Genomic DNA, 14,357 nt, shown 5'->3' on the forward strand with positions numbered 1-14,357 from the left:
CATCTCGGGCCACAGGGGTAACAGAGGTGCCGCACAGCCGAGACCGATGACGATCCCGACGCGAAGCACGCCCCGACAGTGCGCAATCGGGTCAACTGATGATAAGAACAACCACTCAGTCTTCACGTTTGTGCCGTACCTGTGACCGTTCCGGGCGCGGACACCAGAGGGGGGTCCCGATTTGCCCGGGTTTTCCATGCCCGCACGCGGTGGCCGTCACCGCAGCCGGCGGCGCACATGGCTGCTCTCCGTCGTGGCCGCGGCCACTGCGGCACTGATCGGCACGACGATCAGCCTGGTGGCATCCTCGGCCCAGGCCGACCAGACCACCCAGGGCATCGACAACTTGCGCACCAACTGGGACCAGAACGAGTCAGGGCTCTCCCCGGCGGTCGTCCAGTCGTCCGCCTTCGGCCGGCTCTTCGCCACCAAACTGGACGGGCAGATATACGCCCAGCCGCTGGTTCTGGGCGACCAGGTGATCGCGGTCACCGAGAGCAACACCCTGTACGGCCTCGACCGCACGACCGGTGCGATCGAGTGGAGCAAGAACTACGGACCGGCGTGGCCGGCCTCCGCGATCGGCTGCGGTGACCTGGTGCCCAACGTGGGCGCGACCGCGACCCCCGTCTACGACTCCGCCACCGACTCCCTCTACTTCACCACCAAGATCGACGACGGCACCTCCACGCACCGCCACCCGAAGTGGCTGATGCACGCGGTGGACCCCGCCTCCGGAGCCGAGCGCGCCGGGTGGCCGGTCACCATCGCCGGAAGCCCCGTCAACGACCCGGGCAACGAGTTCGACGCCTTCTACGAACAGCAGCGCCCCGGCCTGCTGTTGATGGACGGCGTCGTCTACGCGGGCTTCGGCGGCCACTGCGACGCGTGGCCGTACCGCGGCTATGTGGTCGGCGTGAGCACCACCGGACACAGCATCACGTCGATGTGGGCCTCGGTGACCGGTGCCAGCACGGGCGGCGCCGGCATCTGGCAGTCCGGCGGCGGACTGGTCTCGGACGGGTCCGGCCGGATCTTCTTCAGCACCGGCAACGGCATCAGTCCGGCGCCCGGGCCCGGCAAGACCGTTCAGGGCACCCTCGCCGAGTCCGTCGTACGTCTCCAGGTCAACGCGGACAACAGCCTCAGCACCGCCGACTTCTTCAGCCCCAGCGACGCCGCGACCCTGGACCTGACCGACCAGGACATCTCCTCGGGCGCCCCGATGGCGCTGCCGGACGGCTTCGGTACCAGCGAGCACCCCCACCTGCTGATCCAGCAGGGCAAGGACGGGCGGATCTTCCTGCTCGACCGCGACAACCTCGGCGGCATGGGCCAGGGCCCCCAGGGCGGCGACGCCGCGGTGAGCGTGTCCGGCCCCTACCAGGGCATGTGGGGACACCCCGCGTTCTGGGGCGGCGACGGCGGCTATGTCTACGTCGTCGGCAACCAGGGCCCGCTGCGCGCGCTCAAGTACGGCGTGCGCAACGGCGGAACGCCCGCGCTCACCCTCACCGGCCAGAGCCAGGACACCTTCGGCTACACCAGCGGTTCTCCCCTGGTCACGTCCGACGGCACGGACGAGTCCAGTGCCCTGGTATGGATGACCTCCGCGAGCAACGCCTCCGGGGCCGACGGCACTCTGCGCGCCTATAGCCCCACCCCCGACGGCAACGGCCACCTCCAGTTGCTGTGGTCGGCACCGATCGGCACCGCGACGAAGTTCAGCACGCCGACCGCCGAGCGCGGCAAGGTGTACGTCGGCACCCGGGACGGTGTGCTCTACGGCTTCGGCAGCCCGGCCAGGACGGCTCTGACCGCGGCCTCGCTGGACTTCGGCCAGGTCGGCGTGGGCAGCAGCGATGCGGCCGACATGAAGCTGACCGCCACGCAGGACGTCAGCATCACCGGGCTCAAGGCCTCCGGGGCGTTCTCGGTCGACCCGTCCGCCGTACCCACCCCCGAGCAGCCCACGGCGCTGGCGGCGGACGCCACCCTGGACGTACCGATCAGCTTCGCCCCCACCGCCACCGGCGGCATCAACGGCACGCTGACCGCGAACCTGTCGGACGGCCAGAAGCTGGTCTTCGCCCTCCACGGCGTCGGCACCAGGCCCGGACTCGGGGCGGCACCCGCCGCCCTGGACTTCGGGGAAGTGCCCACCGGGAGCACCTCGACACTGAACCTCCAGATCACCAACACCGGTACCGAACCGGAGACCATCGACTCGGTCGACTCGCCCGGCGGCGCCTTCTCCACCTCGGGCCTGCCGAGCGCGGGGACGGTCGTACCGGCCGGTGGCTCGTTCGTGCTGTCGGTCACCTACACACCGACCGACGACCAGGAGGACAGCGACGCGCTCGTGGTCAGCAGCAGCGGCGGCGGCGACACGCACACGCTGAGCGTGCCGGTCAGCGCGACGGCCATCACGGGGCAGGGACACCTCGAGTTCTCCACGAGCTCACTGGACTTCGGCCAGGTCCCGATCGGCAGCTCCAGGTCGCTGTCGTTCACCATCACCAACACCGGCAACATCCCGGTGACGGTGACAAAGGCCAAGGCGCCGACGGGTGACTTCAACAGCCCGGTGCAACTGTCGGAGGGCCTGATCATCGGTCCCGAGCAGACCGCGGTGCAGAGCGTGACGTTCACTCCGCGCTCGGCTGCGGATCTGAGCGCCTTCTACGAGGTCACCGGCACCGGGACCGACACGAACGGCAACGCTCAGGGCGCCATGTACGTCCCCGTCAAGGGCACCGGTACCGGCACCGCCACGTCCACCTCGGCCGACGACGGGCTGTGGCAGACCAACGGCTCGGCGGTGCCGGCCGACGGTGGCGGGGTCCAGCTGACCCCCGCCACCAGCAATCAGGCGGGCACGGCGGTGTACACCAAGCCGTTGCGCACCGACGGTCTGCGGGCCACCTTCACCGCGAAGTTCGGCCCCGGCAGCGGCGGGAAGGGCATGACGCTCAGTCTGCTCGACCCGGCCCAGAACTCCGCCTCGGCACTGGGCGGGACCGGTGACGGCCTCGGCATCGCGGGGCGGCCGGGCACGGTGATCGCGCTCGCCACCGGCTATAACCCGACGTTGCAGGCACAGAACTTCGTGGGCGTCGGCCGCAGTTCGGCCGACTCGTCGGCGATCGACTACCAGTCGGTGATCCCACTCGGCACCGCCCTGCGCCAGGGCACGCATCAGGTCGACATCCAGGTGGCAGCCGGCCATCTGTACCTCTGGATCGACGGGGCGCAGGTGATGGACGCGACACCGACGCTGACGTCCACCGCGCTCCTGGCCTTCTCCGGTGCCACCGGCGACAGCGCCGATGTGCAGACGGTGAGCGGCCCGGTCGTCAGCGAGGCGGCGCCCCCGGCGACGGAGCCGAAGGCGACGACCTCGCTCCATCTGACCGCCCCGAGCACGGGTGTCCCGGGCCGGCCGCTGACCGTTGCCGGCACCTTGACCTCGTCCGTGGCGCTTCCCGCAGGTCAGGTCGCGCACATCACGCGGAACGGAACGGCACTGCCCGACGTGACGACGAAGGCGGACGGTTCCTTCACCTTCAGCGACACCCCGCCGGCAGAGGGCACTTACACCTACGCCGCAAGCTACGCGGGGGACGACACACACGAGACGGCGAGTGCCACGAGCCTCAGCCAGGTGTCCAAGCTGGCCACCTCGGTCACGCTGGCGGCCCCGGCCACGGCCACCCGCGCGCAGAAGCTCACCGTGACCGGCACGCTCTCCGGCTCGCCCTTCGCCACCGGTGGGGTCGTCAAGGTGACCAAGACCGACCTCGCACACCCGTCCGGCGTCGCACTCGCCGACGCGAAGGTCGCCGCGAACGGTTCGTTCACGTTCACGGACACCCCGCAGATCGGCGGCGCCAACACCTACAAGGTGGCCTACGGCGGCGACATCTCACACAAGCCGGGCAGCAGCACCGCCACCACACAGGTGTCCCGGGCTGCGGCGTCCGTGACCATCACCACCGACCACTCGACCTACAACTACGGCCAGACCGCGAAGATCACCGCTCACCTCGGTACGACGTACAACAGCCGTACGGTGGCGATCTACGCCAAGCCGTTCGGCGGCACGTCGGTCCTGGTGAAGTCGGGCACGGTGGACTCCCACGGCAACCTGACGGCGTCCTACAAGCTCTCCCGCAACACCACGCTCAGCGCGGTGTTCGCCGGCGACTACCGGTACGCCCCGAAGACCGCCGCCCGGACTGTGCACTCCCACGTGCGGATCTCGGAGAAGCTGTCCGGCTACTACACGAGCACGCACTACGGCAGCACGCTCTACCGCGTGTACCACCACACCGCCAAGGAGCAACTCGACGCCACCGTCACACCCAACAAGGCCGGCCAGTGCATCAAGTTCCGAGTGCAGCGGTACTACAGCGGTGCCTGGCACACGCAGACCACCACTCCCTGCGCAGCCCTCAGTTCCGCCAGCGCCGGCCGCCACAAGATGGCTCTCACCAGGTCCGTCAACAGCAGGTTCCGCATCGCCGCGGAGTACGTCCACAGCAGTAGGGACAACACCAACCTCAGCACCTGGGGGGCCTGGCAGTACTTCACCGTCAGGCAGTGAGCACGACCGCGACCCGGCTGAACGGCCCCGCCCTCGGACAACACCGAGGGCGGGGCCGCGTTCTCCGGTCCTGTGCCGGCAGCCGGTTCAGCGCCCGGCCGCCGGCAACGACCGCCTGTTCCGCGCCTCCTTGTTCCGCGCCGCCAGCAACTCGTCCGCCGGATAGCCGACCTCCTCCAAGGTCAGCCCGTGCGGCCGTACGACATGGACGGCGCTGTCCCGGACACCCGCGTCCAGCACCTTCCGCGGCCACTCCACACCCCGGTGCCCGTCCCCCACGAACAGCAGTGCGCCCACCATCGACCGCACCTGGTTGTGGCAGAAGGCGTCGGCCCGGACCTCGATCTCGACGACCCCGTCCGCCCGCCGCCGCACCCCGAAGCCGAGGATCTCGCGGATCGTCGTCGCTCCCTCACGCTTCTTCGCGTACGCCGCGAAGTCGTGCTCCCCGACGAGGGACTTGGCGGCGGCGTCCATGGCGGCGACGTCCAACTCCCAGTCGTGCCACAGCACATGGTTGCGCAGCAGTGGATCGACGCCACCGGGCCGGTCACCCACCCGGTAGACGTACCGCCGCCACAGAGCGGCGAACCGGGCATTGAACCCAGCCGGAGCCTCCCGCAAGGACCACACCCGCACATCCTTCGGCAACCGCCCCGCCAGCCGCTTCAGCAGCTTCTCCCGATGCTCCCCCCACAGCCCCTCCGGCAGATCCACATGCGCCACCTGCCCCCGCGCATGCACCCCGGCATCGGTCCGCCCGGCCACGGTCAGTTCGTACGTCACGTCCCTCGACCGTGTCACCGTCCGCAGCGCGTCCTCGATCTCACCCTGCACGGTCCGCCGTCCCCCGGCCTGCTTGGCCCATCCGGAGAACTCGGTTCCGTCGTAGGAGAGGTCGAGGCGGACACGGACGTAACCGGGCTGTACTTCGTCGCTCACCCCTGGATCCTCTCAGGAACGCGAGACGGGCCCGCCCCGAGGGGCGGACCCGCTGTGCCGGACGTGCAGGACGATCAGTACCGGCCCCTCGGGTTCAGCACGATCTCGCCGGCGTCGTTCGCCGGATTGCCCTCGTTCGGCATCGTGTACGCGAAGAACGCCCGGCCGGTGGCGTTCTTGATCACCTCGTCGACGCGGAGACCGAAGGTGAAGGTGCGGGATGCGTCCTCCAGGATCGGTGTGTCGATGTTGCAGAGGTAGTCGCCCTCGGCGCCCTCCCAGTCGGCGGCCCGGCAGGCCTCGGGAGCCGTGGTGGTCGTGATCCCGGGGGGAAGGTCCACCCAGAAGGAGATCGGCTCGCCGCCGGAGCGGAGCAGGGCCAGCCAGGCGGGGCCGTGGTTGGCGAAGCCGACGTCCACCGACACCGTCTGGCCCTTGCGGGCCCGCAGCCGCTCACCGGTCAGGTCGAGGTCGAAGGTGTTCGTCGTCGGGAAGTCCGTCTCCGCGTACTGCGTGTAGCCCGCCGGATCGGCGTCCGGCAGCCGCACCAGCCCCAGCTCCGGCCCGGTACCCGGCTGGTAGTCGCCCTCGGCCAGCAGGTCCGCCACCCGGTCGGCGGGCACCGCGCTGAAGCTGTAGGACATCGAGTCGTAGAGCGCGAAGCCGGCCGTCCCGATCGGGAAGGGGGCACTCAGCCCGTAGGTCGCCCCTGCGGCGAACTCGCTGTCGAAGGCGCACAGCGCCGTGGACCACCCGCGCAGATCGTCGGGGTCACGTGGGTCGTACCAGCAGTTGCCGAAGGTGCTGGGGAAGGAGAGGCCCCGGGTGCCGGAGACCCGCAGCACGACGCCCTTGCCACCCAGACCGCCCTGGTTGCGGAAGCTCAGCGGTGCCTGGAAGGTGTCGCCGGCCCGGAAGCCCTCCGGCTCGCCCAGCTGCTTCATCCGCAGCTCGGGGCCGCCGACCAGTACGTCCACCGTGTGCCCGGTGAAGGCCAGCCCCTCGCCCGCGGCGGTGACGGAGATGGTGCCGAGGTCGCCCGCTGCGCTCTCGTCGGTCACGTCGAGACGGATACCGCCGAGGTCGTTGTAGTCCTGGCCGGCGTAGATCTCGGAGCGGCTGCAGGTGGCGACCAGGCCGTCGACGGAGCAGCCCTGCCAGCCGCCGAGGCGGGAGAAGTCCACCGCGGCGACACCGGCCAGGGAGCTGGCGTCCACGGTGACCGTGTACTCGCCGTTGTGGATCGGCCAGATGATTCCTTCATCGTCCGGTACGGCCTCGCCGGGCGCCCGGAGTCCGAGTTCGATCTGCGGCTCACCCGGCTCACCGGGTTCACCGGGATCCGGCTGCAGCGAGAGGTTCACGCTGTCGGGTCCGACGACGGACACCGGCAGTAATTCCTCCTGGGCGCCGGCCGGAGCGGCGAGCGCCGTACCGGCCAGCGCGGCGAGCGCGAAGGCGGAGATGGTGCGCCGCACAGCGGCGAGAGACGTCATGGGACCCCCGTAAGTCAGACATCTGGCGCGCCTCCCGGATCGGCGACGCGTATGCATGACCTATGAGTCCGCTGTGAGGTTGCCCTCTCGCCCCCGCACAACGCGAACGGGCCCGCCCCTTGAAGGGGCGGGCCCGTCACAACGCGGAAGCGTCAGGCGTCCTTGGACTCCTCGGCGGCGTCCTCGGCCTCGTCGGCCTTGGTCGTGTCGACCTTGGTCTCCTCGGCAGCCGGAGCAGCCTCGGCGTCCTTGGCGGCACGCTTGGTGGCGGCCTCGGCCTCACCCGTCGCAGCCTGCGCGACCGTCAGCGCCTCGACCAGCTCGATGACAGCCATGGGCGCGTTGTCGCCACGGCGGTTACCGATCTTGGTGATGCGGGTGTAGCCACCGGGGCGGTTCTCGTAGCGCGGGCCGATCTCGGTGAAGAGCGTGTGGACGACGCTCTTGTCCGTGATCACCTGGAGCACCTGACGGCGGTTGTGAAGGTCACCCTTCTTCGCCTTGGTGACCAGACGCTCGGCGTACGGACGCAGCTTGCGCGCCTTCGCCTCGGTGGTGGTGATACGGCCGTGCTCGAAGAGGCTCTTCGCGAGGTTCGCGAGGAGCAGCTTCTCGTGCGCGGCGCTGCCGCCCAGACGGGCACCCTTGGTGGGCTTCGGCATGGTGTCTCTCCTAGGTGTCTGCCCCGGCCGTATCAGGTACCGAGGTCAGTATCCGAGCGAGCGGGTTGCTCGTCGGAGACCCGCGCCCCAAAGGGGCGCGGGGCGGTGTCGATATGCGGCTACCGCCGCGCGAGCGCGACCAGCCACAACGGCCCCGCAGCCAAGGACCGGCAGTCGGTCCCGAGCTCTTAGTACTGCTCGGTCTCGACGAACCCGGCGTCTGCGTCGTCGTCCGCGCCGAAGGCATCCGCGGCGGCGGTCGGGTCGAATCCGGGCGGGCTGTCCTTGAGGGCCAGGCCCATGCCGGCCAGCTTCGCCTTGACCTCGTCGATGGACTTCGCACCGAAGTTGCGGATGTCCAGGAGGTCGGCCTCGGAGCGGGCGACGAGCTCACCCACGGAGTGGATGCCCTCACGCTTGAGGCAGTTGTACGACCGAACGGTGAGCTCGAGCTCCTCGATCGGCAGGGCGAGATCAGCGGCAAGGGCGGCGTCCGTCGGGGACGGGCCCATGTCGATGCCCTCGGCGTCGATGTTGAGCTCGCGCGCCAGACCGAACAGCTCGACCAGGGTCTTACCGGCCGACGCCATGGCGTCACGGGGACGCATGGCCTGCTTGGTCTCGACGTCGACGATCAGCTTGTCGAAGTCGGTGCGCTGCTCGACACGGGTCGCCTCGACCTTGTACGTGACCTTCAGCACGGGGCTGTAGATGGAGTCGACCGGGATACGGCCGATCTCCTGGCCCACCTGCTTGTTCTGCACGGCGGAGACGTAACCGCGGCCACGCTCGACCGTGAGCTCCATCTCCAGCTTGCCCTTGCCGTTGAGCGTGGCGAGGACGAGGTCGGGGTTGTGCACCTCGACACCGGCCGGGGGCGCGATGTCGGCGGCGGTGACCAGACCCGGGCCCTGCTTGCGCAGGTACATCACGACCGGCTCGTCGTGCTCCGAGGAGACGACCAGCTGCTTGATGTTGAGGATCAGGTCGGTGACGTCCTCCTTGACGCCCGGCACGGTGGTGAACTCGTGCAGGACGCCGTCGATGCGGATGCTGGTGACAGCAGCGCCGGGGATCGACGAGAGGAGGGTGCGGCGGAGGGAGTTGCCGAGGGTGTAGCCGAAGCCCGGCTCCAGCGGCTCGATCACGAACCGGGAGCGGAATTCGTCGACGACCTCTTCGGTCAGTGACGGACGCTGAGCGATCAGCATGTGTGGATCAGATCCTTCTTTCGTGGACGCCCGCTATTTGACGCCCGACGGACCCGCACCGGCGAAAGTGCGGGGTACTGCAAGGGTACGGGCGGCACCGCCCCGGAGAGCCGTACCGCCCGCAACCTCAAGACAACCTGGCCTCAGACGCGGCGGCGCTTGGGCGGACGGCAGCCGTACTGCGACATGTGGGGGATAACCCCCACACCCCCAGCCGAAACCATCCGCGGCCAAGGCCTGCGCCAGACGCGGCCTGCGTCAGACGCGGCGGCGCTTCGGCGGACGGCAGCCGTTGTGCGGGGTCGGCGTGACGTCCTGGATCGAGCCGACCTCAAGGCCGGTGGCCTGGAGGGAGCGGATCGCGGTCTCACGGCCGGAGCCGGGACCCTTGACGAACACGTCCACCTTGCGCATGCCGTGCTCCTGCGCGCGGCGGGCGGCCGACTCGGCGGCCATCTGCGCGGCGAAGGGGGTGGACTTGCGCGAGCCCTTGAAGCCGACGTGGCCGGCGGAGGCCCAGGAGATCACGTTGCCCGAGGGGTCCGTGATCGAGACGATCGTGTTGTTGAACGTGCTCTTGATGTGCGCGTGGCCGTGAGCGACGTTCTTCTTTTCCTTGCGGCGCACCTTCTTGGCAGCGCCCTGACGACCCTTGGGGGGCATCTACTTCTCCTACGGGGAGGTGGTCGGTCCTACAGCGAAGACCGCTGATGAAGCGTTGTCCGCTGAGGACTACTTCTTGCCCGGCTTCTTCTTGCCGGCGATGGCGCGACGCGGGCCCTTGCGGGTACGAGCGTTCGTGCTGGTGCGCTGACCACGGACGGGCAGACCACGGCGGTGCCGCAGACCCTGGTAGCAGCCGATCTCGACCTTGCGGCGGATGTCGGCCTGGATCTCGCGACGGAGGTCACCCTCGGTCTTGATGTTGTTGTCGACGTACTCACGAATCGCGACGAGCTGCTCCTCGGAGAGGTCGCGAACGCGGGTGTTCGGGTCGATGCCGGTCTCGGCCAGCGTGAGCTGGGACAGAGTGCGGCCGATACCGAACACGTAGGTCAGGGCGACCTCCACGCGCTTTTCGCGCGGGATGTCAACACCGGAAACGCGTGCCATTCAATGGCTCCTGGTGATCTTCGGAGGTCTTCCGCAGAACCGGCTCCCAGCCGCCGTACCAGGTACGAACTGGGTCCCCGGCCTCCGAACCGGGGGTGTCAGACGAAGCACGTCTGGGCTCTGCGTATGAACTGTTCAACTTGCGTCGCGCGAAACTCTGCGAGAGCAGAGGGTCGGTCGTGCGTCAGCCCTGGCGCTGCTTGTGGCGCGGGTTCTCGCAAATGACCATGACCCGACCGTGACGGCGGATCACCCTGCACTTGTCGCAGATCTTCTTGACGCTCGGCTTGACCTTCATGGGATTGAGGTTCTCCGGGTCAGTGCCACCACCCCGCCGCAGCGGGATGCGGGCAAGATCTACTTGTACCGGTAGACGATCCGGCCACGCGTCAGGTCGTACGGAGACAACTCCACCACGACCCGGTCGTCAGGGAGGATACGGATGTAGTGCATACGCATCTTTCCGCTGATGTGAGCCAGGACCTGGTGGCCGTTCTGGAGCTCGACCTTGAACATGGCGTTCGGAAGAGACTCGACGACAGTGCCCTCGATCTCGATGGCACCTTGCTTCTTGGCCACGCTTCGCCCTTCGAATCGACTACCTTGATCGACTCTCCTGCCTTTCCCCTGAGGGGCGCATGCGGACATGCGGGTGCACGAGAGCCGACGAGTCAGTCTACGTCAGGCCACTCCGAAACACGAATCGAGGAAGGATGCCCGGGAACGTAGATCGTTAAGCGAGCGGGTCGGGAGCGGCCGTGACACCGTGCTCCGCCAGCTTCGCCCGGCCCCCGTCGGGAGCCGTGAGAACCAGCGGTCCCTCGTCCGTCAGCGCCACCGAGTGCTCCCAGTGGGACGACCACGTGCCGTCCGTCGTGATGACCGTCCAGTCGTCCGACAGGACCTCCGTCCCCGGCGTGCCCAGGGACACCATCGGCTCGATCGCCAGGCAGAACCCGGTGACCAGCTTCGGCCCCTTCCCCCGGCGCCGGTCGACGTAGTTCAGCAGATGCGGGTCCATGTGCATCTCGGTGCCGATGCCGTGACCGCCGTAGTCCTCGATGATCCCGTAACGACCGCCGCCCGGCTTCGGCTGGCGGCGGATGTACGTCTCGATGGCCCGGGAGACGTCGACGAGCCGGTTGCCCTGCTTCATCGCCGCGATGCCGGCCCACATGGACTCCTCGGTCACCCGCGAGAGCTCGAGGAGCTCCGGGGCGTGGCCCGAGCCCACGAAGGCCGTGAAGGCCGCGTCGCCGTGCCAGCCGTCGATGATCGCGCCGCAGTCGATGGAGATGATGTCGCCGTCCTTGAGGACGACCTCGTCGGACGGGATGCCGTGGACGACGACCTCGTTCACGGAGGTGCAGATCGTCGCCGGGAAACCGCCGTACCCCAGGAAGTTCGGCTTCGCGTCGTGCTCCGCGAGCACCTTGCGCGCGACCTGGTCGAGATCCCTCGTCGTGGCCCCGGGCACCGCGGCCTCTCGGGTCGCCGCGTGGATGGCGGCGACGACCAGTCCCGCCTCGCGCATCTTGGCGATCTGCTCGGGGGTCTTGATCTGCACCATGCGGCGGGAGCCTTTCTGGAACCGGGGAAACCTGGCAGGGGACGGGTGCTTCAACGATACGTGCACCCACACAGCAGCCGCGGCCCCCTCGGAAGGGAACCGCGGCTGTCGTACGTGAAAAAACCGCTGGGAAAACCGCTAGGCGGCGTCGCCCTCGTGCTGGAGCGCCTCCATGGCGCGGCCGGTGACGTCCTCCACCTTGCCGAGCGCCGAGATCGTGACCACCAGGCCCTGGGCCTTGTAGTAGTCGATGATCGGCTCGGTCTGGGTGTGGTAGACCTCCAGGCGCTTGCGGACCGTCTCCTCGGAGTCGTCGTCACGCTGGTACAGCTCGCCGCCGCAGACGTCACAGACGCCGTCCTGCTTCGGTGCCTTGTACGAGACGTGGAAGACGTGCGCCGAGTCGTTGCGGCAGATGCGGCGGCCGGCGATGCGCTTGACGACCTCCTCCTCGGGTACCTCGAGGTCCAGCACAGCGTCCAGCTTCATGCCCTCGTGCTGCAGCATCTCGTCGAGCGACTCGGCCTGCGAGACGTTCCGCGGGAAGCCGTCCAGCAGGAAGCCGTTCTCGGCGTCGGGCTGCTCCATGCGGTCCTTGGCCATCCCGATGGTGACCTCGTCCGGAACCAGGTTGCCCGCGTCCATGTAGGACTTCGCGAGTTTGCCGAGGTCCGTCTGCCGGCTGATGTTGGCGCGGAACAGGTCGCCCGTGGAGATGTGCGGGATCGACAGGTTCTGGGCGAGGAACGCGGCCTGCGTTCCCTTACCGGCGCCCGGCGGCCCGACGAGGACGATACGCATCAGCGGAGGAACCCTTCGTAATTGCGCTGCTGGAGCTGGCTCTCGATCTGCTTCACCGTCTCGAGACCCACACCCACGATGATCAGGATGCTTGTCCCACCGAACGGGAAGTTCTGGCTTGCCCCGAAGCCAACCAACGCCATCGTCGGTACGAGTGCGATCAGACCCAAGTACAGCGAACCCGGCCAGGTGATCCGGTTGAGTACGTACGACAGGTACTCAGCGGTCGGTCGGCCAGCCCGGATGCCCGGGATGAAGCCACCATACTTCTTCATGTTGTCGGCGACTTCCTCGGGGTTGAAGGAGATCGCCACGTAGAAGAACGCGAAGAAAACGATGAGCAAGAAGTACATGCTGATGTAAATCGGGTGGTCGCCCTTGGTGAGGTTGGCCTCGATCCAGGTCTTCCAGCTCGACGTACCGCTCGAGAACTGCGCCACCAGCGCCGGGATGTACAGCAGCGACGAGGCGAAGATGACGGGGATCACACCGGCCTGGTTGACCTTCAGCGGGATGTACGTCGACGTACCACCGTAGGAACGACGGCCGATCATGCGCTTCGCGTACTGCACCGGGATACGGCGCTGGGCCTGCTCGACGAAGACCACCAGGCCGACCATGACCAGGCCGACCGCGATGACGGTGCCGAACTCGATCCAGCCGTCGGCCAGGGTGCCCTGCTTCTTGATGGCCCACAGGGCGGACGGGAAGGTGGCGGCGATCGAGATGAACATCAGGATCGACATGCCGTTGCCGATGCCGCGGTCGGTGATGAGCTCACCGAGCCACATGACGACGGCCGTACCGGCGGTCATCGTGATGACCATGACGATCGTGGTGAAGATCGCGCGGTCCGGGACGATGCTCGACGCGACGGTGCAGCCGGAGAAGAGAGCGCCGCTGCGCGCGGTGGCCACCAGGCCCGTGCCCTGCAGGATGGCGAGCGCCACCGTGAGATAACGGGTGTACTGCGTGATCTTCGCCGTACCGGCCTGGCCCTCCTTCTTCAGGGCTTCCAGGCGTGGGATCACCACGGTCAGCAGCTGCAGAATGATGCTCGCCGTGATGTACGGCATGATGCCGAGCGCGAAGATCGTGATCTGCAGCAGCGCGCCACCGCTGAACATGTTGACCAGACCGAAGAGTCCCTGGTTGCCGGACGCCTGGTCCACGCACTCCTGGACGGACTTGTAGTCCACGCCAGGGATCGGGATGTGGGTACCCACGCGGTACACCACGATGATGGCGAGCGTGAAGAGCAGCTTCTTGCGCAGGTCGGGCGTCCTGAACGCCCGGGCGAACGCGGTGAGCACGGTGCCTCCTGCGACCCCCGCGCTACTGCGTCAAGGGTGACGGTCTTGAGGTTCGACGAATATGTGGGAAAGCAGTGCAGGCCACCTTACCGGCGACAAGGCCTGCGGTGGAACGACCAACCGGGGATACCCCGTTGTGAGGTATCCCCGGTCGGGACTGCTTACGTCATCGAGACGCCTGCGGATCTCAGACGAGCTCGGTGACCGTGCCACCGGCGGCGGTGATCTTCTCCTTGGCGGAGCCGGAGACGGCGTCGACCGTCACCTGCAGCGCCACGGAGATCTCGCCCTGGCCGAGCACCTTGACGAGGCTGTTCTTGCGAACGGCACCCTTGGCCACGAGGTCCTCGACGGTGACCTCGCCACCCTCGGGGTACAGCGCGCCCAGCTTGTCGAGGTTCACGACCTGGAACTCGGTCTTGAACGGGTTCTTGAAGCCCTTCAGCTTCGGAAGACGCATGTGGAGGGGCATCTGCCCACCCTCGAAGCGCTCCGGAACCTGGTAACGGGCCTTCGTACCCTTGGTACCACGACCGGCCGTCTTACCCTTCGACGCCTCACCACGACCCACACGGGTCTTGGCGGTCTTGGCGCCCGGGGCGGGACGGAGGTTGTGGATCTTGAGCGGGTTGTTCTCCGCCAT

At 68.1% G+C, this 14,357-nt stretch carries 13 protein-coding genes; 1 reads left to right on the plus strand and 12 read right to left on the minus strand.

What is annotated here, in order from left to right:
• Window positions 1-196 precede the first annotated feature (196 nt).
• Window positions 197-4,606, plus strand: a complete 4,410-nt coding sequence (locus AQJ46_RS08130; protein WP_059204923.1) for an Ig-like domain-containing protein — start codon at window positions 197-199, stop codon at window positions 4,604-4,606.
• An 87-nt stretch (window positions 4,607-4,693) separates the two neighbouring features.
• Here AQJ46_RS08130 and truA read toward each other — a convergent pair whose 3' ends face one another.
• The 12 genes from truA to rplO all read right to left on the minus strand — a co-directional run bounded on the left by truA (window position 4,694) and on the right by rplO (window position 14,357).
• On the minus strand, window positions 4,694-5,548 hold the full coding sequence (truA, locus tag AQJ46_RS08135) for a tRNA pseudouridine(38-40) synthase TruA (RefSeq protein WP_059204924.1): 855 nt from the start codon (window positions 5,546-5,548) through the stop codon (window positions 4,694-4,696).
• Between the two features lie 74 nt (window positions 5,549-5,622).
• Window positions 5,623-7,044, minus strand: a complete 1,422-nt coding sequence (locus tag AQJ46_RS08140; protein ID WP_059204925.1) for a hypothetical protein — start codon at window positions 7,042-7,044, stop codon at window positions 5,623-5,625.
• Window positions 7,045-7,196: 152 nt separating this feature from the next.
• Window positions 7,197-7,706 (minus strand): 50S ribosomal protein L17, encoded by a 510-nt coding sequence (gene rplQ, locus AQJ46_RS08145; protein ID WP_059204926.1) that lies wholly within the window; start codon window positions 7,704-7,706, stop codon window positions 7,197-7,199.
• Window positions 7,707-7,894: 188 nt separating this feature from the next.
• A complete protein-coding gene (locus AQJ46_RS08150) occupies window positions 7,895-8,917 on the minus strand; it encodes a DNA-directed RNA polymerase subunit alpha (protein WP_003966937.1) in 1,023 nt (340 codons plus the stop codon).
• 258 nt (window positions 8,918-9,175) lie between these two features.
• The gene (gene rpsK, locus AQJ46_RS08155) at window positions 9,176-9,580 is read right to left on the minus strand and encodes a 30S ribosomal protein S11 (RefSeq protein WP_003956432.1); all 405 of its coding nucleotides are present in this window, start codon (window positions 9,578-9,580) and stop codon (window positions 9,176-9,178) included.
• Between the two features lie 69 nt (window positions 9,581-9,649).
• The gene (rpsM, locus tag AQJ46_RS08160) at window positions 9,650-10,030 is read right to left on the minus strand and encodes a 30S ribosomal protein S13 (protein ID WP_037680379.1); all 381 of its coding nucleotides are present in this window, start codon (window positions 10,028-10,030) and stop codon (window positions 9,650-9,652) included.
• 184 nt (window positions 10,031-10,214) lie between these two features.
• On the minus strand, window positions 10,215-10,328 hold the full coding sequence (rpmJ, locus tag AQJ46_RS08165; protein WP_003998809.1) for a 50S ribosomal protein L36: 114 nt from the start codon (window positions 10,326-10,328) through the stop codon (window positions 10,215-10,217).
• A 59-nt stretch (window positions 10,329-10,387) separates the two neighbouring features.
• The gene (gene infA / locus AQJ46_RS08170) at window positions 10,388-10,609 is read right to left on the minus strand and encodes a translation initiation factor IF-1 (protein ID WP_003948620.1); all 222 of its coding nucleotides are present in this window, start codon (window positions 10,607-10,609) and stop codon (window positions 10,388-10,390) included.
• Between the two features lie 154 nt (window positions 10,610-10,763).
• Window positions 10,764-11,600, minus strand: coding sequence for a type I methionyl aminopeptidase (map, locus tag AQJ46_RS08175; protein WP_059204927.1), 837 nt, complete (start codon window positions 11,598-11,600; stop codon window positions 10,764-10,766).
• A 138-nt stretch (window positions 11,601-11,738) separates the two neighbouring features.
• Window positions 11,739-12,401 carry an adenylate kinase gene (locus AQJ46_RS08180; protein WP_057607909.1) on the minus strand — a complete coding sequence of 221 codons (663 nt, stop codon included), beginning with the start codon at window positions 12,399-12,401 and terminating at the stop codon, window positions 11,739-11,741.
• Window positions 12,401-13,714: a preprotein translocase subunit SecY gene (gene secY, locus AQJ46_RS08185; RefSeq protein WP_057607910.1), complete on the minus strand. Its 1,314-nt coding sequence runs from the start codon at window positions 13,712-13,714 to the stop codon at window positions 12,401-12,403. The genes AQJ46_RS08180 and secY overlap by 1 nt, the downstream gene beginning before the upstream one ends.
• Window positions 13,715-13,901: 187 nt before the next feature.
• The gene (rplO, locus tag AQJ46_RS08190) at window positions 13,902-14,357 is read right to left on the minus strand and encodes a 50S ribosomal protein L15 (RefSeq protein ID WP_007384079.1); all 456 of its coding nucleotides are present in this window, start codon (window positions 14,355-14,357) and stop codon (window positions 13,902-13,904) included.

Origin of the sequence: Streptomyces canus, assembly GCF_001514145.1 — a bacterium.
GTDB classification, from domain to species: domain Bacteria; phylum Actinomycetota; class Actinomycetes; order Streptomycetales; family Streptomycetaceae; genus Streptomyces; species Streptomyces canus.

Excerpts from the sequence above, each read along its gene's own strand:
- rpsK (WP_003956432.1), bottom strand. The coding sequence starts at position 9,580 with ATGCCCCCCAAGGGTCGTCAGGGCGCTGCCAAGAAGGTGCGCCGCAAG.
- map (WP_059204927.1), bottom strand. The coding sequence starts at position 11,600 with ATGGTGCAGATCAAGACCCCCGAGCAGATCGCCAAGATGCGCGAGGCG.
- rpmJ (WP_003998809.1), bottom strand. The coding sequence starts at position 10,328 with ATGAAGGTCAAGCCGAGCGTCAAGAAGATCTGCGACAAGTGCAGGGTG.
- rpsM (WP_037680379.1), bottom strand. The coding sequence starts at position 10,030 with ATGGCACGCGTTTCCGGTGTTGACATCCCGCGCGAAAAGCGCGTGGAG.
- rplQ (WP_059204926.1), bottom strand. The coding sequence starts at position 7,706 with ATGCCGAAGCCCACCAAGGGTGCCCGTCTGGGCGGCAGCGCCGCGCAC.
- AQJ46_RS08130 (WP_059204923.1), top strand. The coding sequence starts at position 197 with ATGCCCGCACGCGGTGGCCGTCACCGCAGCCGGCGGCGCACATGGCTG.
- AQJ46_RS08150 (WP_003966937.1), bottom strand. The coding sequence starts at position 8,917 with ATGCTGATCGCTCAGCGTCCGTCACTGACCGAAGAGGTCGTCGACGAA.
- AQJ46_RS08140 (WP_059204925.1), bottom strand. The coding sequence starts at position 7,044 with ATGACGTCTCTCGCCGCTGTGCGGCGCACCATCTCCGCCTTCGCGCTC.
- AQJ46_RS08180 (WP_057607909.1), bottom strand. The coding sequence starts at position 12,401 with ATGCGTATCGTCCTCGTCGGGCCGCCGGGCGCCGGTAAGGGAACGCAG.
- rplO (WP_007384079.1), bottom strand. The coding sequence starts at position 14,357 with ATGGCGGAGAACAACCCGCTCAAGATCCACAACCTCCGTCCCGCCCCG.